The sequence below is a fragment of the Pseudomonas sp. ITEM 17296 genome, from assembly GCF_028895205.1.
Taxonomy (GTDB): Bacteria; Pseudomonadota; Gammaproteobacteria; order Pseudomonadales; family Pseudomonadaceae; genus Aquipseudomonas; species Aquipseudomonas kermanshahensis.
The window spans coordinates 1-22,012 of record NZ_WJRS01000048.1; the positions used below are offsets into that span (position 1 = coordinate 1).

At 62.7% G+C, this 22,012-nt stretch carries 22 protein-coding genes; 19 read left to right on the forward strand and 3 right to left on the reverse strand.

The annotated features are described in order from the left end of the window. Positions 1–150: 150 nt before the first annotated feature. Positions 151–3,360, reverse strand: coding sequence for a ribonuclease E (gene rne / locus GIB19_RS27530; RefSeq protein WP_274888769.1), 3,210 nt, complete (start codon positions 3,358–3,360; stop codon positions 151–153). Positions 3,361–4,160: 800 nt separating this feature from the next. Here rne and rluC point away from each other — a divergent pair. The 3 genes from rluC to sppA are packed head-to-tail and all read left to right on the forward strand — an operon-like array spanning position 4,161 to position 6,793. Further along, complete coding sequence (rluC, locus tag GIB19_RS27535) at positions 4,161–5,117, forward strand: 23S rRNA pseudouridine(955/2504/2580) synthase RluC (protein WP_027596073.1); 957 nt, start codon at positions 4,161–4,163, stop codon at positions 5,115–5,117. 3 nt (positions 5,118–5,120) lie between these two features. Continuing rightward, positions 5,121–5,780: an HAD family hydrolase gene (locus GIB19_RS27540; protein WP_027596074.1), complete on the forward strand. Its 660-nt coding sequence runs from the start codon at positions 5,121–5,123 to the stop codon at positions 5,778–5,780. A gap of 23 nt (positions 5,781–5,803) precedes the next feature. Then, positions 5,804–6,793 carry a signal peptide peptidase SppA gene (gene sppA / locus GIB19_RS27545; protein WP_027596075.1) on the forward strand — a complete coding sequence of 330 codons (990 nt, stop codon included), beginning with the start codon at positions 5,804–5,806 and terminating at the stop codon, positions 6,791–6,793. 225 nt (positions 6,794–7,018) lie between these two features. On the opposite strand, the gene GIB19_RS27550 is transcribed toward sppA, so the two are convergent. Then, positions 7,019–7,597 (reverse strand): Maf family protein, encoded by a 579-nt coding sequence (locus tag GIB19_RS27550; RefSeq protein WP_274888772.1) that lies wholly within the window; start codon positions 7,595–7,597, stop codon positions 7,019–7,021. Positions 7,598–7,692: 95 nt separating this feature from the next. Here GIB19_RS27550 and GIB19_RS27555 point away from each other — a divergent pair, with 95 nt between their 5' ends. The 12 genes from GIB19_RS27555 (at position 7,693) to GIB19_RS27610 (ending at position 17,585) form a co-directional block, all read left to right on the forward strand. Beyond that, positions 7,693–8,220: a YceD family protein gene (locus tag GIB19_RS27555; RefSeq protein ID WP_027596077.1), complete on the forward strand. Its 528-nt coding sequence runs from the start codon at positions 7,693–7,695 to the stop codon at positions 8,218–8,220. Between the two features lie 13 nt (positions 8,221–8,233). After that, positions 8,234–8,416 carry a 50S ribosomal protein L32 gene (gene rpmF, locus GIB19_RS27560; protein WP_003247154.1) on the forward strand — a complete coding sequence of 61 codons (183 nt, stop codon included), beginning with the start codon at positions 8,234–8,236 and terminating at the stop codon, positions 8,414–8,416. 3 nt (positions 8,417–8,419) lie between these two features. Continuing rightward, positions 8,420–9,430: a phosphate acyltransferase PlsX gene (gene plsX, locus GIB19_RS27565; protein WP_099430112.1), complete on the forward strand. Its 1,011-nt coding sequence runs from the start codon at positions 8,420–8,422 to the stop codon at positions 9,428–9,430. 126 nt (positions 9,431–9,556) lie between these two features. Then, positions 9,557–10,495 (forward strand): ACP S-malonyltransferase, encoded by a 939-nt coding sequence (gene fabD, locus GIB19_RS27570; RefSeq protein WP_099430111.1) that lies wholly within the window; start codon positions 9,557–9,559, stop codon positions 10,493–10,495. A gap of 15 nt (positions 10,496–10,510) precedes the next feature. Then, positions 10,511–11,251, forward strand: coding sequence for a 3-oxoacyl-ACP reductase FabG (gene fabG, locus GIB19_RS27575; protein ID WP_027596080.1), 741 nt, complete (start codon positions 10,511–10,513; stop codon positions 11,249–11,251). Positions 11,252–11,455: 204 nt separating this feature from the next. Beyond that, positions 11,456–11,692, forward strand: coding sequence for an acyl carrier protein (acpP, locus tag GIB19_RS27580; RefSeq protein ID WP_008096410.1), 237 nt, complete (start codon positions 11,456–11,458; stop codon positions 11,690–11,692). A gap of 188 nt (positions 11,693–11,880) precedes the next feature. Next, positions 11,881–13,125, forward strand: coding sequence for a beta-ketoacyl-ACP synthase II (gene fabF, locus GIB19_RS27585; protein WP_027596081.1), 1,245 nt, complete (start codon positions 11,881–11,883; stop codon positions 13,123–13,125). Further along, positions 13,125–13,940 (forward strand): aminodeoxychorismate lyase, encoded by an 816-nt coding sequence (gene pabC / locus GIB19_RS27590; RefSeq protein ID WP_274888784.1) that lies wholly within the window; start codon positions 13,125–13,127, stop codon positions 13,938–13,940. The genes fabF and pabC overlap by 1 nt, the downstream gene beginning before the upstream one ends. 4 nt (positions 13,941–13,944) lie before the next feature. Continuing rightward, on the forward strand, positions 13,945–15,147 hold the full coding sequence (gene mltG / locus GIB19_RS27595) for an endolytic transglycosylase MltG (RefSeq protein ID WP_274888785.1): 1,203 nt from the start codon (positions 13,945–13,947) through the stop codon (positions 15,145–15,147). Between the two features lie 9 nt (positions 15,148–15,156). Then, positions 15,157–15,789 (forward strand): dTMP kinase, encoded by a 633-nt coding sequence (gene tmk / locus GIB19_RS27600; RefSeq protein ID WP_099430108.1) that lies wholly within the window; start codon positions 15,157–15,159, stop codon positions 15,787–15,789. After that, positions 15,782–16,768 (forward strand): DNA polymerase III subunit delta', encoded by a 987-nt coding sequence (locus GIB19_RS27605; RefSeq protein ID WP_099453311.1) that lies wholly within the window; start codon positions 15,782–15,784, stop codon positions 16,766–16,768. Before tmk ends, GIB19_RS27605 begins: the two co-directional genes overlap by 8 nt. A 31-nt stretch (positions 16,769–16,799) precedes the next feature. Beyond that, entirely contained in the window at positions 16,800–17,585 is a 786-nt protein-coding gene (locus GIB19_RS27610) for a TatD family hydrolase (protein WP_027596086.1), read from the forward strand. 222 nt (positions 17,586–17,807) lie between these two features. Here the strand turns inward: GIB19_RS27610 and GIB19_RS27615 are convergent, their stop codons facing one another. After that, entirely contained in the window at positions 17,808–18,941 is a 1,134-nt protein-coding gene (locus GIB19_RS27615; protein WP_274888786.1) for an aminotransferase class V-fold PLP-dependent enzyme, read from the reverse strand. 72 nt (positions 18,942–19,013) lie between these two features. Here GIB19_RS27615 and GIB19_RS27620 point away from each other — a divergent pair, with 72 nt between their 5' ends. From GIB19_RS27620 to GIB19_RS27635, 4 genes are all read left to right on the forward strand, one after another. Beyond that, positions 19,014–19,649: a TetR/AcrR family transcriptional regulator gene (locus GIB19_RS27620; RefSeq protein WP_027596088.1), complete on the forward strand. Its 636-nt coding sequence runs from the start codon at positions 19,014–19,016 to the stop codon at positions 19,647–19,649. Between the two features lie 96 nt (positions 19,650–19,745). Continuing rightward, on the forward strand, positions 19,746–20,714 hold the full coding sequence (locus tag GIB19_RS27625; protein ID WP_274888787.1) for a GTP 3',8-cyclase MoaA: 969 nt from the start codon (positions 19,746–19,748) through the stop codon (positions 20,712–20,714). A 66-nt stretch (positions 20,715–20,780) separates the two neighbouring features. Beyond that, positions 20,781–21,386: a DUF4823 domain-containing protein gene (locus GIB19_RS27630; protein WP_027596090.1), complete on the forward strand. Its 606-nt coding sequence runs from the start codon at positions 20,781–20,783 to the stop codon at positions 21,384–21,386. 10 nt (positions 21,387–21,396) lie between these two features. Further along, on the forward strand, positions 21,397–21,957 hold the full coding sequence (locus GIB19_RS27635; protein WP_265968202.1) for a DUF1285 domain-containing protein: 561 nt from the start codon (positions 21,397–21,399) through the stop codon (positions 21,955–21,957). The last annotated feature ends 55 nt before the right edge of the window (positions 21,958–22,012 follow it).

Consider the following 22,012-nt stretch of genomic DNA (forward strand, 5'->3'; position numbering starts at 1 on the left):
TGAAATCACCGTAGATCTTTGGTGTTTGCACTGGCCTCTTCGCAGCGCAAGGCTGCTCCTACCTGTTTGGGGTTGAGGCCTGAATAGAGGCAAGCAAGAAAAAGCCCCGCCAGTTTGCACTGGCGGGGCTTTTTCATTCAGCCTTGGCTATCAGCCGTGATGAGGTTTGTGCTCATCAGCGGTTTCCAGGGCAGTTTCCTGCGTCGATGCAGCAGCTTCCTGCGCGGCTTTAGCCGCAGCCTCGGCTTCACGCTTGCGGCGACGCACTTCACGTGGGTCGTTAGGCGCGCGGCCGTTTGCCAGCATCACAGTGGCGGTTTCGACCGCCGCAGGTGCTTCGACCGGTGCAGGCTCTACCGCAACTGGAGCAGGCTCAACGACCACTTCAGGCTGGGCTTCGGCAACCGGAGCAGGTGCTTCGATGACCGGTGCTTGTTCGATGAAGGCTGGGGCCTTTTCGATTTCACCGGCTTCGACCGCTGCAGCTTCCGCTGGGGCTTCGGCAACCACTGCAGGTTCGGCCGCAGGGGCTTCTTCCACGACCGGCTGTGGCGCAACTTCAACCACAGGTTCGGCAGTCGCTTCCACCACTACGGGTTCGCTGACAGGTTGTTCGACCACCGGAGCAATGGTGACTTCCTCGGCCTGTGCAACGGCTTCGAGCTGCTCGGCGGGCTTGGCGACTTCGCGGGTGTCGGTTTCGGCGACTTCAGCGGTGGCGCGCTCGGCCTGCTGATTGGCTTGGGCTTCGGCATCGGCACTGATGCTGCTGCTGGCAACAGCCGCGGTCACAGCCAGGCCGGCAGCCAGTTCGGCACCCAGCTCGCTGGCCTGGTGCTGTTGTGGCTGCTCTTCGCTGCCGTCGTCTTCGCTACCTTCGATCAGCTCACCGTTGGCATTGCGTTGACGCTCGCGACGGTTGCTGCGACGACGCTGACCGCGGGAACGGCGGCGCGGACGCTCGCCATCGGCGCCTTCCTGCTCGTCTTGCAGCAGCTCTTCGTTCGGCAGTTGCTCTTCGGCAAGCTCTGCAGCCTGCTCGGTGGCTTCTTCGCTGGCACGTGGCTGGCGCTCTTCACGCGGTGGGCGTGGGGCACGCTCTTCACGTGGTGCGCGTTCTTCGCGAGGTGCGCGTTCTTCACGCGGGGCACGCTCTTCACGCGGAGCACGTTCTTCACGTGGTGCGCGCTCTTCGCGAGGGGCACGTTCTTCACGCGGTGCACGCTCTTCGCGAGGGGCGCGTTCTTCACGGGCTACACGCTCTTCACGTGGCTGGCGCTCTTCACGGGCAGCGGGTGCCGGCGTGGCTTCCAGCGGCTCGCGCAGTTCGCGTACCGGGCGTTCTTCGCGGTTGCCACGACGGTCTTCGCGAGGCTGACGTGGTTGGCGCTCTTCGCGCGGTGCACGCTCTTCACGCGGGGCACGTTCTTCACGTGGCGCGCGTTCTTCGCGAGGCTGACGCTCTTCGCGTGGGGCGCGCTCGGCACGCTCTTCGCGTGGCTTGCGCTCTTCATCGCGGCGGCCGTTACGGTTGCGGGTCTGCTGGCGGCCGTTGCGACGCTCTTCGTTGCGTGGGGTGCGTTCAGCAGCTGGTTTTTCGGCTGTGACGGCCGGTGCGGCGACCGGTTCGTCCTTGCCGGCGAACAGGCTCACCAGCGACTTGACCAGGCCTTTGAACAGGCTTGGCTCTGGGGCGCTTGGCGCTGGGGCTACCGGTGCGGCAGGCTGCTGCGGCTCTTCGACAGTGCTCGGCACTGGCGCGTTGGCGCGGGCCGGGGCAGTCTTCACCGCAGCTTCCTGGCGAACCAGGGTGCGGGTGGCGGTCGGCTGCGGCGCTTCTTCGGTTTCGGTGGCGGCGATCTCGTAGCTGGACAGGTTGTTCAGCACTTCAGGGTTGTCGTCGCGCAGGCGCTGGACTTCGAAGTGCGGGGTTTCCAGGTGATCGTTCGGCAGGATGATGATGCGTGCACGGGTGCGCAGTTCGATCTTGGTGATCGAGTTGCGTTTCTCGTTCAGCAGGAAAGCAGCGACCGGGATCGGCACCTGGGCGCGCACTTCGGCAGTGCGGTCCTTCAGCGCTTCTTCCTCGATCAGGCGCAGGATGGCCAGCGACAGCGACTCGACGTCACGGATGATGCCGGTACCCGAGCAGCGTGGGCAGACGATGCCGCTGCTTTCGCCCAGTGATGGGCGCAGGCGCTGACGGGACATTTCCAGCAGGCCGAAGCGCGAGATGCGGCCAACCTGAACGCGGGCGCGGTCGGCCTCAAGGCACTCACGCACACGCTCTTCGACGGCGCGCTGGTTCTTGGCCGGGGTCATGTCGATGAAGTCGATGACGATCAGGCCGCCGATATCACGCAGACGCAGTTGGCGGGCGATTTCTTCGGCCGCTTCCAGGTTGGTCTGCAGGGCGGTTTCCTCGATGTCGCTGCCTTTGGTGGCGCGCGCCGAGTTGATGTCGATGGAGACCAGGGCCTCGGTCGGGTCGATCACGATCGAACCGCCGGACGGCAGGTCGACGACGCGCTGGAAGGCGGTCTCGATCTGGCTTTCGATCTGGAAGCGGTTGAACAGCGGGACGCTGTCTTCGTACAGCTTGACCTTGCTGGCGTACTGCGGCATCACCTGGCGGATGAAGGTCAGGGCTTCTTCCTGGGCGTCCATGCTGTCGATCAGCACTTCGCCGATGTCCTGGCGCAGGTAGTCGCGGATGGCGCGGATGATGACGTTGCTTTCCTGGTAGATCAGGAATGGCGCGGCGCGGTCAAGGGAGGCTTCCTTGATGGCGGTCCACAGCTGCAGCAGGTAGTCGAGGTCCCATTGCATTTCTTCGCTGCTGCGGCCAAGGCCGGCAGTGCGCACGATCAGGCCCATGTCGCCCGGCACGGTCAGGCCGTTCAGGGCTTCGCGCAGCTCGTTGCGCTCTTCGCCTTCGATGCGGCGGGAGATGCCGCCAGCGCGTGGGTTGTTGGGCATCAGCACCAGGTAGCGGCCGGCCAGGCTGATGAAGGTGGTGAGGGCGGCGCCTTTGTTGCCGCGCTCTTCCTTCTCGACCTGGACGATGACTTCCTGGCCTTCGCTGAGGACGTCCTTGATGTTGACGCGGCCTTCGGGGGCCTTCTTGAAGTACTCGCGGGAGATTTCTTTCAGCGGCAGGAAGCCGTGACGTTCGGAGCCGAAGTCGACGAAGGCGGCTTCGAGGCTAGGTTCGATGCGGGTGATCTTGCCTTTGTAGATGTTGGCCTTTTTCTGCTCACGGGCGCCGGACTCGATGTCCAGGTCGTAGAGGCGTTGGCCGTCCACCAGGGCTACACGCAACTCTTCGGGTTGAGTTGCGTTAATCAGCATTCTTTTCATGTTGTACCGTCGGTTTCCGGGCTGCCGGAAACGGCGTTCGGCACACACGACGTCTCATGGTCGGTGCCAAGGTGCGCAAAGGGTGGCGGGCCACCCCCGTGTCGAGCGACGTTCGGCACCAGCCGGTTGCCCAGCCTGCCGTTGTCACGACGACGCGTCCTGTTTGCTGCGGTGCCTACCAGGCCCTTGTGGCTTTCGAATAGGTATCCGAATCAACCCAGCGGGCCAAGTGCACTCAGTCAGGAGGAGGAATCAACCTTCAGCCGTGGACGCCCGGAGGCATCTGTTTCAGGACCTTATCCGCTCGCCGCCCATGTCAGTGGGCCGGTGGCCGGACGCGGTGCTACACGGTCCGAGGGCTGTGCATCTCCACCCTGCACGTATCCCTGATAATTCGGGTGCTGCCGCGCGCTGAATCCGCAACGGGTTGCATTTTTCGCCAGCGCGGGTTCCGCGCTGGCGCCATTCATGTCCAAGGCAGGTATTTCCGAAGCATTCGCCGTGCGTTGCGTGGAAGCGACGAGGCGGGCAGAGGTGCAGCGAAAAGAATCGGGTAAGCAGGTGAAACACCGCACTTGTCGTTTTTTTTCGGTCTTCTCTACACAGCGCTGGTGGCGATTCCAGGCAATTCGGTAAACTGGCGAAAACCCCGTAGGACGGCCTCGCGTCCTGGAGAATTGCGAAGGTCAGGGACCGGCGAAGAGCCTGGTGCCGCTGGCCTGCCGCTTTTGGCGGCGTTCGCGACTATAGCAGCAATGATTAAGTGCTTCAATTCCATAAAAAATTGTTATGATCCCTTGATGACGACCAATACCCCTCCGACTTCCGGCGTTCAGCTGATCGAAGTCGCGCCGGAGCTTGCCGGCCAACGCATCGACAATTTCCTCATCACGGCCCTCAAGGGCGTGCCCAAGACGCTTGTCTACCGCATCCTGCGTAAGGGTGAAGTGCGGGTCAACAAGGGGCGCGTCAAGCCTGAGTACAAGATTCAGGCCGGCGATATCGTGCGGGTGCCGCCCGTCCGCTTGCCCGAGCGTGATGCGCCTGCGCCGGTGGCGCAAGGCCTGTTGCAGCGCCTGGAAGCGGCGATTGTCTATGAAGACAAAGCGCTGATCGTGATGAACAAGCCGGCCGGTATCGCCGTGCATGGCGGCAGTGGCCTGAGCTTCGGTGTGATCGAGGCGCTGCGCCAACTGCGCCCGGACGCCAAGGAACTTGAACTGGTGCACCGCCTGGACCGCGACACGTCCGGCCTGCTGATGATCGCCAAGAAGCGCAGCATGCTGCGCCACCTGCATGCCGCGTTGCGCGGCGACGGTGTCGACAAGCGCTACATGGCCTTGGTGCGCGGCCATTGGCCGACCGCCAAGAAGCAGGTCAACGCACCGTTGCTCAAGAGCAACTTGCGTTCTGGCGAGCGTATGGTCGAGGTCAATGACGAGGGCAAGGAAGCGCTGACCCTGTTCCGCGTGCTGCGCCGTTTTGGCGAGTTCGCGACCATTGTCGAGGCGCGCCCGATCACCGGTCGTACTCACCAGATTCGTGTGCACACCTTGCATGCTGGGCACATGATCGCAGGCGACAGCAAGTACGGCGATGAAGACTTCAGCCGCGAAATCCGCGAGCTGGGCGGCAAGCGCTTGTTCCTGCATGCCTACGCCCTGACTGTGCCGCTGCCTGATGGCGGTGAGCTCAAGCTCGAGGCGCCGGTGGATGAGGTGTGGGCTAAGACGGTTGAGCGTTTGAGTGCGTCCTGATCAATGAAAAAGCCGTATGAACTGCTGATTTTCGACTGGGATGGCACCCTGGCCGATTCCATTGGCCGCATCGTCGAGGCCATGAATGCCGCCGCTGAGCGTGCCGGTGAGGCGCCAAGCCACGAAGAGGCGGTCAAGGGCATCATCGGCCTGGCCCTGGGTGAGGCGATCCATACCCTGTACCCGCACCTGACGCCGGCAGCGCTCGAGCGCTTCCGGCAGCACTATGCCGACATCTACATGGCGCTCGATCAGCAGCCCTCGCCGTTGTTCGAGGGCGTGGTCGAATCGCTGGATGCCTTCCGTGCCGAGGGTTACCGCCTGGCGGTGGCGACCGGCAAGGCGCGTCGCGGCTTGGATCGGGTGCTCAAGGCCAATGGCTGGGAGCAGTTCTTCGACATCACCCGTGCTGCCGACGAGACCCGTGGCAAGCCGCACCCGCTGATGCTCGAGGAAATTCTCGGCCATTGTGGTGTCGAACCAGGACGTGCGCTGATGGTCGGCGATTCGGCGTTCGACCTGCAGATGGCCAGCAATGCTGGCATGCATTCGGTGGCTGTCGGGTATGGCGCGATGTCATTGCAGGCATTGGCCGAATTCGGCCCGCAGCTGTGCATCGATCATTTTTCCCAGTTGCGTGAGTGGCTGGGCCGTTCCGCGTAATTTCACGCCCAAGGCAGGTAAGCATGGCAGACGAATGGAAAGCCCCTGAGTCCGAACCCGAGGAGCGCGAAGAGCGCAAGAGCTGGAAGCTGTTGGAGAAGACCCTGCTGGCGGGCGTCCAGGAGCAGCGTCGTGCGCGGCGCTGGGGGATCTTCTTCAAGCTGCTGACCTTCGTCTACCTGTTCGGCATGCTGGTGCTGTTCACGCCGCTGATGGACATGGACAAGGCGGCTTCGCGCAGTGCCAGCCATACAGCGCTGATCGAAGTGCGAGGCGTGATCGCCGACCAGGAGGCTGCCAGTGCCGATAACCTCGTCAAAAGCCTGCGTGAGGCGTTCAAGGACGCCAAGACCAAGGCAGTGGTACTGCGCATCAACAGCCCAGGCGGCAGCCCGGTGCAGGCGGGTTATGTCTATGACGAGATTCGTCGCCTGCGTGCCGAGTACCCGGCCATCAAACTGTATGCGGTAATTACCGACCTGGGCGCTTCCGGTGCTTACTACATTGCCAGTGCGGCGGACGAGATCTATGCCGACAAGGCTAGCCTGGTCGGCTCCATCGGGGTGACGGCAGCGGGTTACGGGTTTGTCGGGTCGATGGAGAAGCTCGGGGTCGAGCGACGCACGTACACTGCAGGCGAGCACAAGGCCTTCCTGGACCCGTTCTCGCCAGAGAAGCCGGAAGAGCGGGCGTTCTGGCAAGGTGTGCTGAACACCACGCACCAGCAGTTTATCGCCATGGTCAAGCAGGGGCGGGGTGACCGCCTGAAAGACAAAGAGCACCCGGAGCTGTTCAGTGGCCTGATCTGGACCGGCGAGCAGGCCAAGGCGCTGGGGCTGGTGGATGGCCTGGGCAGTGCCAGCTATGTCGCGCGGGAGATTGTCGGCGAGAAGGAGTTGGTGGATTTCACGGTCGAGGAATCCCCGTTTGATCGCTTCTCGAAGCGGCTGGGCGCCAGCGTGGCGGAGCATCTGGCGATGTACATGGGGTTCCAGGGGCCGTCGTTGCGCTGAGGGTTCGCCGTCGCAGTTTTGGTGCCTGTGAGATCAGGCGCCGCCCGCGCGGCGCTTCGCAGCACAAGGCTGCTCTATGGCATGACTCGATATTGAGGTGGGTGCCAGAAGGGTCGCGCGCAAATGCCCCAGGAATAACTGGCCCGAAACAAACGTAGGAGCGAGCGTTGCTCGCGATGCGCCGCGCGGGCGGCGCTCGATCTCACAGGCGCCACAAGGTTGAGCCTAAGGTATCTCCACCCCTTCCTTCATCAGCATATCCACCAGCCGAATCAGCGGCAGCCCCACCAGGCTGGTCGCATCGCACCCGTGCGTGCTTTGGAACAGGCTCACCCCCAGTCCCTCCGCCTTGAAGCTCCCGGCGCAATCCAGTGGCTGCTCTGCCGTTACATAGCGCTCGACCTGTTTGCGGTCCAATTCACGCATGGTGACGGTAAAGGGCACGCAATCGACCTGGCAGTGCCCCGTGGCGCTGTTCAGCAGTGCCAGCCCGGTCAGAAAGGTCACCTGCTGCCCACTCGCCTCCAGCAGCTGCTCGCAGGCGCGGGCGAAGGTGTGTGGCTTGCCCAGAATCTGTTCGCCCAGCACAGCGACCTGATCAGAGCCGATGATCAGGTGCCCAGGGTGGCTGCCCGCCAATGCTTCAGCCTTTTGCCTGGCCAGGCGCCGTACCAGCTCCACGGCAGGCTCGTCACCCAGCCGCTGCTCGTCTATATCGGGGCTTGCGCAGGTGAATGGCAGGCGCAGGCGGGCGAGCAGTTCGCGTCGATAAGGGGAGCTGGAAGCCAGTAATAAGGGAAGCATGGTAGACTCCTGGTCAGTTGAACCAATTCTAACATGCAACATGCCGCCTAATTTCCTTTGACAGGTGCGGGGGGCATCCCTAGAATGCTGCGCCTATGTTGAATGACCCGATTCCACCTCACGTTGACCCGCGCAAATTAGCCGATCGTGGCGTAACCCTTAACGGTTCGCTGCAACTCGCTGATTTGGAAAGACTCTGCGACCCGCTTTCCGACAATGTCGGTACGGTGCAGGCGAAGTTAAATTTTGAACGAGATGAACAGCACGTGGTGGTTATCCACAGCGAGCTCGACGTCGAGGTCAAGATGGTTTGCCAGCGTTGTCTTGAGCTGGTCACCCTGCCGATCCACAGCGAATGTACTTACGCCGTGGTGAAGGAGGGTGCGAATACCCAGTCGTTGCCGAAAGGCTATGACGTGCTGGAACTGGGCGAAGATCCATTGGATCTGCAGGCGCTGGTCGAGGAGGAGCTTCTGCTCGCCTTGCCAATCGTGCCTGCTCATCATCCGGAAGAATGCCAGCAGCCGGCGGGCGCAGACGAGCCCGATTCGAGCAAGGACGAGGTATCGCGGTCCAACCCGTTCAGTGTTTTGGCGCAGTTAAAGCGTGACCCAAACGTTTAGGAGTTAATCAATTATGGCTGTTCAGCAGAACAAAAAATCCCGCTCTGCCCGTGACATGCGCCGTTCGCACGACGCCCTGTCGGAAAACGCGCTGTCGGTAGAGAAAACCACCGGTGAAGTTCACCTGCGCCACCACGTATCGCCAGAAGGCGTATACCGTGGTCGCAAAGTGGTCGACAAGGGCGCTGACGAGTAATCCTTGTCCGCTCAGATCATCGCGATCGACGCAATGGGCGGGGACTTCGGTCCCCGCAGCATTGTCCAGGCTAGCATTGCCTGCCTTTCGGCTACTCCCTCGCTGCACCTGACCCTCGTCGGTCAACCCTCCCTCCTTGAAGATCTTGTCAGCGGCCTTGCGGCGGCGGATCGCGCGCGCCTGCAGATTGTCGCGGCCAGCGAGGTGATTGGCATGGACGAGCGGCCATCCCAGGCGTTGCGTGGCAAACCGGATTCGTCGATGCGCATTGCGCTCGAACTGGTGCGTGACGGCAAGGCCCAGGCCTGCGTGAGTGCCGGCAACACCGGGGCGCTGATGGCGTTGTCGCGTTTCGTGCTCAAAACCCTGCCGGGTATCGATCGGCCAGCCATGGTGGCGGCGATCCCGACCCAGGCGGGGTACTGCCAGTTGCTCGACTTGGGCGCCAATGTCGATTGCAGTGCCGAGAACCTCTTCCAGTTCGCCGTGATGGGCTCGGTGGCCGCCCAGGCGCTGGGTGTGCATCGGCCGCGCGTGGCGCTGTTGAATATCGGCACCGAGGACATCAAAGGCAACCAGCAGGTCAAGCTGGCGGCCACCTTGCTGCAGAACGCCCGTGGGCTTAACTATGTGGGCTTCGTCGAAGGCGATGGCCTGTATCGCGGCGAGGCTGACGTGGTGGTGTGTGACGGTTTTGTCGGCAACATCCTGCTCAAATCCAGCGAGGGCCTGGCGACGATGATCGCTGCGCGCATCGAGAAGCTGTTCAAGGGTGGCGTGTTGTCGCGCGCCGCCGGCGCGCTGGCCATGCCATTGCTCAAGCGCCTGCAGGCCGACCTGGCACCGGCGCGGCACAACGGTGCGAGTTTCCTGGGTTTGCAGGGGATCGTCATCAAGAGTCACGGTTCGGCGGGGGTGCAGGGCTTTCAGAGTGCGATTCAGCGGGCGCTGATCGAGATTCAGGAAAACCTGCCGCAGCGGCTGCATGGCCGCCTTGAAGACCTGTTGCCTTAGGCAATTCGCCGATGAAGTGCTTAAATGTGACCGCTTGGTCCGCGTCTCCATCCAAGTTTTCAGATTCCGCGTCAGGCTGATGCCGGGCGCACCCTATCCGACGACAAGATCATAAGGGCTTGTTCAATGTCTGCATCCCTCGCATTCGTCTTTCCCGGTCAAGGTTCCCAGTCGCTCGGCATGCTCAAAGAATTGGGCGCCGAAAAGCCGGTGATCGTTGAGACCTTCAAGGAGGCCTCCGAGGCTCTGGGCTATGACCTGTGGAAGCTGGTCCAGGAAGGCCCGGAAGAACAACTCAACCAAACCGACAAGACCCAGCCGGCCATCCTCACTGCCTCGATCGCCCTGTGGCGCCTGTGGCTGGAAGAGGGCGGCGCGCAGCCGGCGTTCGTTTCCGGCCACAGCTTGGGTGAATACAGCGCCTTGGTTGCCGCTGGCAGCCTGTCGCTCAAAGATGCAGTGAAGCTGGTCAAGCGCCGTGGCGAACTGATGCAGGAGGCCGTGCCTGCCGGTCACGGCGCCATGGCTGCGATTCTCGGCCTGGACGACGCCGTGGTGGTCGATATCTGTGCCAAGGCCGCCGAAGATGAAGTGGTCAGCGCGGTGAACTTCAACTCGCCAGGCCAGGTCGTGATCGCGGGCAACAAGGCTGCCGTGGACCGTGCCATGGCGCTGTGCAAAGAGGCCGGTGCCAAGCGCGCCCTGCCGCTGGCGGTCAGCGTGCCGTCGCACTGCGCCTTGATGAAGCCGGCTGCCGAGCGTTTTGCCGAATCGGTCAACGCCATTGAATGGAAGGCCCCGCAGATCCCGGTGGTGCAGAACGTCACCGCCGCTATCGCCGCCGACCTCGATGCGCTCAAGCATGACCTGCTGGCACAGCTTTACCAGCCCGTGCGCTGGGTCGAGTGCGTGCAGACCCTGGCCGCCAATGGCGCGGTCAACCTGGTCGAGTGCGGCCCGGGCAAAGTCCTCGCCGGCCTCAACAAGCGTTGCGCCGACGGTGTCACCACCTACAACCTCAATACCCCTGACGCCGTCGCCGCCACCCGTGCGGCGCTGGCCTGAATTGGAGAAGCTTGCATGAGCCTGCAAGGTAAAGTTGCACTGGTCACCGGCGCTAGCCGTGGCATCGGCCAGGCCATTGCCCTCGAACTGGGCCGCCAGGGCGCGACCGTGATCGGCACCGCCACGTCGGCTTCCGGCGCCGAGCGCATTGCCGCCACCCTCAAAGAGCACGGCATCGCCGGCACCGGCATGGAGCTGAACGTGACCAGCGCCGAGTCCGTGGAAGCGGTGCTGGGTGCCATCAGCGCACAGTTTGGTGCGCCGACCATCCTGGTCAACAACGCCGGCATCACCCGCGACAACCTCATGCTGCGCATGAAGGACGACGAGTGGTTCGATGTGATCGACACCAACCTGAACAGCCTCTACCGTCTGTCCAAGGGCGTGCTGCGCGGCATGACCAAGGCGCGTTGGGGTCGTATCATCAGCATCGGCTCGGTCGTCGGTGCCATGGGCAACGCCGGCCAGGCCAACTACGCGGCGGCCAAGGCCGGCCTCGAAGGCTTCAGCCGCGCCCTGGCGCGTGAAGTGGGCTCGCGTGGTATCACCGTCAACTCGGTGACCCCGGGCTTCATCGACACCGACATGACTCGCGAGCTGCCAGAAGCGCAGCGCGAAGCCCTGCAGACCCAGATTCCGCTGGGCCGCCTGGGCCAGGCCGAGGAAATCGCCAAGGTGGTTTCCTTCCTGGCCTCCGACGGCGCAGCCTATGTAACTGGCGCTACTGTGCCGGTCAACGGCGGGATGTACATGTAACAACTGCAACTCAATGTGACGGATTTCGTAAAAAAAGAGTCATACTGCGAGCCTAAAATCCGTTATAAAGCTGCAACCAGATTCCAGGCAGCGGGTGCGGTGACTAATCCGAAGGTGCGTTTAGCTTGAAAAGCGAACGTCTTTCTATAAAATTGGTCACCGGCCAGCTGCCTGACATATGTCCATTAGGAGTGAAAACTAGGTATGAGCACCATCGAAGAACGCGTCAAGAAAATCGTCGCCGAGCAACTGGGCGTCAAGGAAGAGGAAGTGACCAACGAGAAGTCCTTCGTCGATGACCTGGGTGCCGATTCGCTTGACACCGTTGAGCTGGTGATGGCTCTGGAAGAGGAATTCGAGACCGAGATTCCTGACGAAGAAGCCGAGAAGATCACTACCGTTCAAGCCGCTATCGACTACGTCAACAGCCACAAGGCCTAAGACGCAGTAGTCGACGCTTCTTGTCGGGAAAAACCGCACTGCCTTTGCTGGCGTGCGGTTTTTTCTTTGCGAGCCCCCTGCCTTTAGCTCAAGGGTATCGTTCACCGCGCACCGAGAGCCTGTTGTCATTCCATTCCATCGTATGAATGCAATGCCAAGAGACTCTGTTATTAGAAAAGGAGAGTACTGTGTCGCGTAGACGCGTCGTGGTCACCGGTATGGGTATGCTGTCGCCACTGGGTACCGATGTACCGAGCACCTGGCAGGGCATTCTGGCTGGCCGCAGTGGCATCGGTCCGATCGAACATACGGATCTGTCTGCCTACTCCACCCGTTTCGGCGGCTCGGTGAAAGGCTTTGAGGTCGAACAGTACCTGTCGGCCAAAGAGGCCCGCAAACTTGACCTGTTCATCCAGTACGGCCTGGCGGCCGGGTTCCAGGCCGTGCGTAATGCGGGCCTGGAGGTCAACGACAGCAACCGTGAACGCATTGGCGTGGCCATGGGGTCGGGCATTGGTGGCCTGACCAACATCGAAGAAACCAGCCGGACCCTGCACGAGCAGGGCCCGCGGCGTATTTCGCCGTTCTTCGTGCCGGGTTCGATCATCAACATGATCTCCGGTTTCCTGTCGATCCACCTGGGGTTGCAGGGCCCGAACTACGCCATTGCCACTGCCTGCACCACGGGCACCCACTGCATCGGCATGGCCGCGCGCAACATCGCCTATGGCGAAGCCGACGTGATGATCGCCGGTGGTGCCGAAATGGCCGCCTGCGGCTTGGGCATGGGCGGCTTCGGTGCTTCGCGTGCGCTGTCGACCCGCAACGATGAGCCAAGCCGTGCCAGCCGTCCTTGGGACAAAGGCCGTGATGGTTTCGTGCTGTCTGACGGTGCCGGTGCCCTGGTGCTGGAAGAACTCGAGCACGCCAAAGCCCGTGGCGCGACCATCTATGCCGAGCTGGTTGGTTTCGGCATGAGCGGCGACGCTTACCACATGACCTCGCCACCCGATACCGGCGAAGGCGCTGCCCGTTGCATGGCCAATGCCCTGCGCGATGCGGGTATCCAGCCTGAAGAGGTCAGCTACATCAACGCCCACGGCACTTCGACCCCGGCCGGCGATATCGCCGAAGTGGCGGCAATCAAGCGTGTGTTCGGTGAGCATGCCTACAAGCTCGCGGTCAGCTCGACCAAGTCGATGACCGGCCACCTGCTGGGTGCTGCAGGGGCGGTGGAAGCGATCTTCAGCGTACTGGCGATCAACAGCCAGATGGCGCCGCCGACCATCAACCTGGACGAGCCGGACGAAGGGTGTGACCTGGACTTCGTGCCGCACCAGGCGCGCAGCATGCCGATCGATGTGGTGCTGTCCAACTCGTTCGGCTTTGGTGGCACCAACGGCTCGCTGGTGTTCCGCCGGTTCGCCGGTTGATGCACAGCTGGGTCGACGGCCAGCCGGCGGATGCAGTCAACCTGCAAAACCGCGGCCTGGCATACGGCGATGGTCTGTTCGAGACCGTCGCCGTGCACGGTGGACGGCCCAGTTTGCTGGCGGGCCACCTCGCACGCTTGGCGCTGGGTTGCCAGCGCCTGGCAATCGACGTCGACCTGGCGTTGGTTGAAGACGAGCTCCTGCGTTACGCCAGCCAGCTCGGTGATGGCGTCGCCAAACTCATCCTGACCCGTGGCGACAGCCAGCGCGGCTATGCCCCGGTTGCTGGTGCCGCGCCACGGCGCATCCTTCAGGGCAGCCCACTGCCCAGCTATCCTGCCGAGCATGCCGAGCGTGGCGTGCGTTTGTTCCCGTGCCAGACCCGGCTTGGGGAACAACCGCTGCTGGCCGGGCTCAAACACCTCAATCGCCTGGAGCAGGTGCTGGCGCGTGCCGAATGGCAGGACAGCGAGCATGCCGAAGGCCTGATGCGAGATGGGCAGGGCAGGGTGGTCGAAGGGGTGTACAGCAATCTTTTCCTGGTGCGTGACGGCGTGCTGCTGACCGCAGACCTCAGCCGATGCGGCGTGGCGGGGGTGATGCGTGCCGCGTTGTTGCAGCAGGCCCAGGCATTGGCCATTCCCGTGCAGGTTCGTGACCTGGCATTCGATGAACTGCAGCGGGCGGATGAAGTATTCGTTTGCAACAGTGTCTATGGGGTTTGGCCTGTGCGGGGAATTGCCGCGCTGAACTGGTCGCCAGGCCCACTCACCCGTAAACTGCAGGCCGTTGCCCGTACGTTACTGGATACCTGAATTCGTGAGACGCAAATTCCTGCTGCTGCTGGAAATGGGGTTGATCCTGGCTGGCCTGGCATTCGGCTGGTCGGCCTGGAAGGTCAACTCTGTACTGGAGCAGCCCTTGCACGTGACGCAGGAGCGCCTGCTCGATGTGCCCAATGGCACCAACCCCAACCGCATGTTCTACCGCATGCAGAGCGAGGGGTTGCTCGATGACGCCGTCTGGCTGCGGCTTTACTGGCGCTTCAACATGGCCGGTACGCCCTTGCACACCGGTGAGTACCGCCTGACCCCGGGCATGACGGTCGAGCAGTTGTTCGATGCGTGGCGCCGCGGCGATGTCGTGCAGTACAACCTGACCCTGGTCGAAGGCTGGACCTTCCGCCAGGTACGCTCGGCGATCGCCAAGCACGAAAAGCTCAAGCACACGCTGGACGGCCTGACCGACGCCGAGGTCATGGACAAGCTTGGCCACACCGGGGTGTTCCCTGAAGGCCGCTTCTTCCCGGACACCTATCGCTTCGTGCGTGGCATGAGCGACATCGAATTGTTGCAGCAAGCCTACATGCGCCTGGACGAAGTGCTGGCCAAAGAGTGGTCGGAACGCACCACCGACCTGCCTTATCGCGACCCCTACCAGGCGCTGATCATGGCCTCGCTGGTGGAGAAGGAAACCGGCATCCCGCAAGAGCGTGGGCAGATTGCCGGCGTGTTCGTGCGGCGCTTGCGCCTGGGCATGATGCTGCAGACCGACCCGACAGTGATCTATGGCATGGGCGAGCGCTACAACGGCAAAATCACCCGCGCCGACCTGCGTGAGCCAACGCCCTATAACACCTACACCATTACTGGCCTGCCGCCGACGCCCATCGCCATAGTCGGCCGCGAGGCGATTCACGCTGCGCTCAATCCGTCCGATGGCACCAGCTTGTATTTCGTCGCTCGCGGCGATGGCAGCCACGTGTTCTCCGACGACCTGGACGATCACAACTCGGCGGTGCGCGAGTTCCAGCTCAAGCGGCGGGCGGATTACCGCTCCAGCCCGGCTCCGCAGGCCCAGCCGGGAGCGGGGGAGGCCGTGGAGCCCGAGGCGCCCGCAGCAGACCAGCCGGCTGCGCAGCCTGAGCCCGATGAGGCGCCCGCGCAGGATGCCGCCCCGGCCAGCGACCCTGCCCCCGTCGATGGACCGGCCACTGCGCCGACGCCCGACGAACAACATTAAGGACTGCCTGTGAGCGGCTTGTTTATTACTCTGGAAGGCCCCGAAGGCGCGGGCAAAAGCACCAACCGTGAATACCTGGCGGCGCGCCTGCGCGAGCAAGGCCTGGATGTGTTGCTGACCCGCGAGCCGGGCGGTACGCCGCTGGCCGAGAAGGTGCGTGAACTGTTGCTGGCACCCAGCGATGAAACCATGGCGGCCGATACCGAGCTGTTGCTGGTGTTCGCCGCGCGCGCCCAGCACCTGGCGCAGGTGATCCGTCCTGCGCTGGCCCGCGGCGCCGTGGTGTTATGTGACCGGTTTACCGATGCCACCTACGCCTATCAGGGTGGTGGTCGCGGGTTATCCGTCGAGCGTATCGCCACCTTGGAGCAATTCGTCCAGGGCGACCTGCGCCCTGACCTGACACTCGTATTCGACCTGCCCGTAGAAGTCGGCCTCGCCCGCGCCGCTGCGCGTGGCCGCCTGGACCGTTTCGAGCAGGAAGGCCAGGCGTTCTTCGAGGCCGTGCGCCAAGCCTATCTGCAGCGTGCCCATCGCGAGCCGCAGCGTTACAGCCTGCTGGACGCCGCGCAACCGCTGGAGGCCGTGCAGCGCGCCATCGATGCGCTGCTACCGGGTATTCTGGAGCGTTGCCGTGGCTGAAGCCTACCCCTGGCAGCAGGCCATCTGGCAGCAGTTGGCCGGTCGCAGCCAGCACGCCCACGCCTATTTGCTGCATGGGCCGCAAGGCATCGGCAAGCGGGCCCTGGCCGAGCGGCTGATGGCGCGCCTGCTGTGTCAGCAGCCGCAGGGCCTGGATGCCTGTGGTAGCTGCAAGTCATGCTTGCTGCTCAAGGCCGGTAGCCACCCGGACAACTACGTACTGGAGCCCGAAGAGGCCGACAAGCCGATCAAGGTCGACCAGGTGCGCGAGTTGGTGGCTTTCGTGGTGCAGACTGCGCAGTTGGGTGGGCGCAAAGTCGTGTTGATCGAGCCGGTCGAGGCAATGAACATCAACGCTTCCAACGCCCTGCTCAAAAGCCTTGAAGAGCCCTCCGGCGACACCGTTCTGCTGTTGGTCACGCACCAGCCCAGCCGCTTGTTGCCGACCATCAAGAGCCGTTGCCAGCAGGTCGCTTGCCCGCAGCCTAGCCTGGCCCAGAGCCAAGCCTGGCTGGCCCATGCGCTGGCCGACAGCGATGAAGCCGAGCGCGATGAGTTGTTGACCCTGGCCGCTGGTTCGCCATTGATGGCGGTGAGCTTGCAGGCGCAGGGCGTGCGCGAGCAGCGTGCGCTGGTCACCGACGGGGTGAAGAAACTGCTCAAGCAGCAGCAATCGCCCAGTCAGTTGGCAGAGGCTTGGAATGGCGTGCCGTTGTTGCTGTTGTTCGACTGGTTCTGCGACTGGTCGCACCTGATCCTACGCTATCAGTTGACCCAGGACGAAGAAGGGTTAGGCTTGGCCGATATGCGCAAGGTTGTGCAGTACCTGGCGCAAAAGAGCCGCCAGGCCAACGTGCTTCAGGTGCAGGCGTGGATCCTGGAACAGCGCCAGAAGGTGCTGGGCAAGGCTAACCTGAACCGCGCCCTGCTGCTCGAAGCGCTGCTGGCGCACTGGCAGCAGTTGCCAGGCGCCCGCTGACTTTCCCTTTTTTCATGTGTGCCGTTATCCCATGCTCGTAGATTCCCATTGCCACCTTGACCGTCTTGACCTGAGCGCCCACCAGGGCTCCCTCGATGCCGCCCTGCAAGCCGCGCGTGAGCGCGGGGTGGGGCACTTCCTGTGCATTGGCGTCAGCGCCGAGAACGCTGGTGCGGTCAAAGCGCTGAGTGAGCAGTACGCCGATGTCGATTGTTCGGTGGGGGTGCACCCGCTTGACCTGGCACCGGGCGAAACCCCGGCGTTGGAGTGGCTGTTGCGTGAGTTGGCGCATCCGCATGTGGTGGCGATCGGTGAAACCGGCCTGGACTACCACTACGAGCCGGAAGCCGCCGAGTTGCAGCAGGCATCGTTTCGCCTGCACTTGGAGGCCTCGCGCCAGACCGGCAAGCCGGTGATCGTGCATACCCGTGCTGCACGGGCCGACACCTTGGCGCTGCTGCGCGAGGCGAACCTGCCCCAGGCCGGTGTGCTGCACTGCTTCACCGAAGACTGGGACATGGCCAAGGCGGCGCTGGACCTGGGCTACTACATCTCGTTGTCGGGCATCGTCACCTTCCGCAATGCCGATGCCTTGCGTGAGGTGGCGCGCCAGGTGCCTGTCGACCGCCTGCTGGTGGAGACCGATTCGCCGTACCTGGCACCGATTCCGCACCGGGGCAAGCCTAACCTGCCGCAGTATGTGCGTGAGGTGGCCGAATACGTCGCCTCGTTGCGAGGGGCCAGTTATGAGCAGTTGGCGGAGCAGACCACCGCCAACTTCAAGCGGTTGTTCCCGCTGGCTCGCGTGGCCGGGTAGCGCGACAGGCAAAAAAAACCCGGGTTCTGGGGGAGGGAATCCGGGTTAAGACCATTAGGAGTAAAACAAAGGTACGCGGTCCCTGAGCACCTTTATCGGCGCGCCACTTGGGGGGGATGCGCCGCGCCAACACTTCAAGTATTGGTCAGGTTTGGCGCAGTGCCAGTGGCTGTTGGTCGTTTTTTAAACAGATTTGGAATACGCCCGCGTTCCGTTGCACTCTCAGTGCATGGCCAGGCGCCGCACCTGCTGAACAGATTCGTCGATCAGCTGCTCACTGGTATAGAAATGCGGTGAAAATCGCACACCGCCGCCGCGCAAAGCGCAAATTGTGCGCTCGGCCATCAAGGCCTTGTGGATGTCCACGCTGGCCTGCCCTTTGATACTGAATGTGACGATGCCCGCTCGTCTGTTTGGGTCAGCCGGGGTGTGCAGCACAACACCGGGCACTGATGCCAAGCCTTCATACAACTGGGCCACGCGCTGCTGCAATTGCTGCGCGACCGTGCCGATACCGACCTCCTCCAGCAGTGACAGGCTTGCCTCCAGCGCATGGGCGCCGAGCATGTTCGGGCTGCCACACTCGAAACGCCGCGCGCTGTGTGCGGGCTGCCATTGGCGTCGGTCGAAGTCGCCCAGGTGTTCCAGCATGTGCCAGCCATAGGCATTGAGTTCAAGTTGCGGGCGTAGCGCGGCGCGGCAATAGAACATCCCCAGCCCCTCAGGGCCGAGCATCCACTTATGGCCATCGGCCACGGCAAAATCACACTGAAAGCGTTGTACGTCGAAGGGCAGGGCGCCGACCTGCTGAATGGCATCGATGCAGAACAGTACATTACGCGCCCGGCAACCTTCACCCAGGCGCGCCAGGTCCAGGCGCAGGCCGCTGCCGAACTGCACCGCGCTGACCGCCAATAACCGGGTGCGCGGGCCGCAGGCCGTCAGCAAGGTAGCTTCGGGGTCTGGCCCGGCCAGGTTGGCCTCGATCACCTGCACGCCACGGTCGGCCAACGCCTCCCACACCACGCGGTTGGAAGGGAACTCCTCGTCGCTGATCACCACCTGGTCGCCCATTGCCCAGTCCAGGCCAAAGGCGACCAGCGACAGCCCTTCGGAGGTGTTTTTCACCAAGGCGATATCGCCAGGCGAGGGCGCATGGATAAGCCGCGCCAGCCGCGCGCGCAGGCGTCGCTCGGTGGCCAGCCAGGATGGGTACTCGCTGGCACCTAGGCAAACGTTGTCGCGGGCGAAGCGGGCCACTGCCTCGGCAGCCCGCCGTGGCCAGGGGGCGATGGCGGCGTGGTTCAGGTAGCGCAGCCCGGGGGCATGGTCGAACTCATCGTGAAACATAGACATGGTTGGATGATCCGTGCAATTTCCCGCAAGTTAGGCATAATAAACCGCTTCGATTGTCATCCAGTCCTTCCTATGCAGAAAGAACCTCGTAAGGTCCGTGAGTTTCGCCGTCGCGAACAGGAAATCCTCGATACCGCGCTCAAGCTGTTTCTCGAACAGGGTGAAGACAGTGTCACCGTCGAGATGATCGCTGACGCGGTAGGTATCGGCAAAGGCACGATCTACAAGCACTTCAAGTCCAAGGCGGAGATCTACCTGCGCCTGATGCTCGACTACGAGCGTGATTTGAACGAGCTGTTGCATTCGGCCGACGTCGACCGTGACAAGGAAGCCCTGTCGCGCGCCTACTTCGAGTTCCGCATGCGCGACCCTCAGCGCTATCGCCTGTTCGACCGCCTGGAAGAAAAGGTGGTCAAGGGTAATCAGGTGCCGGAGATGGTCGAGCAGTTGCATAGCATCCGCGCCTCCAACTTCGATCGCCTCACCCAGTTGATCAAGGGCCGTATCAGCGAAGGCAAGCTCGAAGACGTACCGCCGTACTTCCACTACTGCGCGGCCTGGGCGTTGGTACATGGCGCCGTGGCGCTGTACCACTCGCCGTTCTGGAGCAATGTGCTTGAAGATCAGGAAGGTTTCTTCCAGTTCCTCATGGACATCGGCGTACGCATGGGCAACAAGCGCAAACGCGACCCGGAACCCACCCACTGACCGGTCCGGTGGCTCCAGCATGAACAAGGTGCTTGCAAAAACCTGATTTATGAGTCAGGTTTTGCCAGCCCCGCTTCATCCATGCTGGAGTCATCCATGATCGTCGATCGTCAAGGCAGGCGTTTTCGCAACCTGCGTGTCAGCCTGACGGCTGCCTGTAACTACGCGTGCACTTACTGCGTGCCCAATGGCAAACGCCTGGTGGCGGCGCAGGACGAACTGTCGGCGCAAGCCCTGGCGCGGGGCGTTGCTTACCTCATCGAGGCCGCAGGTATCGAGCGTTTACGCATTACTGGTGGCGAGCCGCTGGTCAGCCCCCGGCTGGATGGCTTTCTGGCTGCCATTGCCAAACTCCCCCTCGACGATATCTCGCTGACCACCAATGGCCAGTTGCTCGCGCGCAAGCTGCCAGCGCTTCATGCCGCCGGCATCCGCCGCTTGAATGTTTCCCTCGATACCCTCGACCCGCTGGCGTTTCGCCGCATCGCCCGCGGTGGCGACCTGGCCAGTGTGCTGGCAGGCATGCAGCGCGCCAGCGAGCAGGGCATGCGCATCAAAGTGAACATGGTGCCGATGCGTGGGCAAAACCTCGACCAGGTGTTGCCGCTGCTGGATTACTGCCTCGAGCGGGGTTTCGAGCTGCGCTTCATCGAGCTCATGCGCATGGGCCACCTGGCCAGTGATCGCAACGCATTTTTGCAGCAGTTCGTGGGCCTCGACCAGGTGCTCGGGTTGATTGGTGCCAATCATGCCTTCGAGCAGGTCGATGTGCCGGTGGATGCTACGGCCCTGCGTTACCAGATCCCGGGTAAAGGCCATTTTGGCGTAATTGCCAACGAGAGCGTGCCGTTTTGCCGCGGTTGCTCACGGCTACGTTTGTCATCGACGGGTTGGCTGCATGGCTGCCTGTCGTCGAGCAACCGCCACTTTGTCGGCGATCTGCTGGAAAAGCCGCGTCATCAAGCGCTTCCTGCCTTGCAGCGGCTGCTGGTCAAAGCCCTGGCAGACAAGCAGGATGTGGCGTTTTCCGGGGGTGTTACGGTGATGAAGGTGATTGGCGGCTGAGTCTGGCGCAAAAGCTGCATCCGCCGGCTATTCGCCGGTTTTTCGTCGCCGGCCACTGGAGGAAAGATGCGTAGCCTGGTCTTGCTGCTGGCGCTGATGGCGTTGGGCGGCTGCATGAATGTCAGCGATATGGGCGAAGGCGTCCGTTACCACATGAGCGACGCCGGTCTGCTCGACCACAGCGATACCCGCAGGACCCTGTCGATCCGCCTGCAGCCCGACTCGTTCATCTTCATTGGCCAAGGTGCCTTTGTGCCGCCCGGCAAAGGGCCAGTACCGCACCAGAACGTGGTGGCCGACCAGGCCTTCAAGAGCTTCGTTGAGTATTTCCCGCTGGTACGCCGTGCCCAAGGCCCGCTCGGCTTGGAGGACGCGATCGCCCAGGCGCGCTCGGTGGGCGCGGACTACGTGCTGTACACCCGTTTCGCACGTACCGATGACCGCATCGGCAACGGCGACGAATGGTATGACGAGCAGGCTGTCGACCGCCTCGGCTGGGACACTGGGGTGGTGCAGATGATGCTGATCGAAACCAATACCCGCTACTTGATCGACACCGCACGCATCAAAAGCCGTGGCGGTTTGTTGACGTTCCACGACAATACGCCGGAAGATTTGCTTGCCGCGCCGATGCGCGAGTACGCTCGGAGCCTTCTGGGCATGAGCGAATGAGGCAAGCGTGATGAGCGATTCCGGCAAGGCCAATGACCTTCTGGCGCAAATCCCCAAGGCGAAGGGTTTGCCGCCCGTGCACCTGTGGAACCCGGACTTCTGCGGCGACATCGACATGCGCATCGCCCGCGACGGTACCTGGTATTACCTGGGCACGCCGATCGGGCGCAAGCCGATGGTGCGGTTGTTTTCCACGATCATCCGCCGCGACGGCGATGACTACTTCCTGATAACCCCGGTGGAGAAGGTCGGTATCCGTGTCGACGATGCGCCCTTTGTCGCGGTTACTCTGGAGGTGCAGGGCGAGGGCGAGCAGCAAGTGTTGCGCTTCACCAGCAATGTCGACGACCAGGTCGAGGCGGGGCCGGATAACCCATTGCGGGTCGAGCTCGATCCTGTCACGCAAGAGCCATCCCCCTACGTACTGATGCGCAGCAACCTTGAGGCGCTGATTCATCGCAATGTGTTCTACCAACTGGTCGAGCTGGCGGTGCCGCGCATTATCGACGGTGAAGAGTGGCTGGGGGTATGGAGCCGGGGTGAGTTCTATCCGATCGGGCGTACCGGCTGAGACCTGGGTGGCTGGCATGCGCATGCCTTGAGCATGGCGGTGTCAATAAGACCGA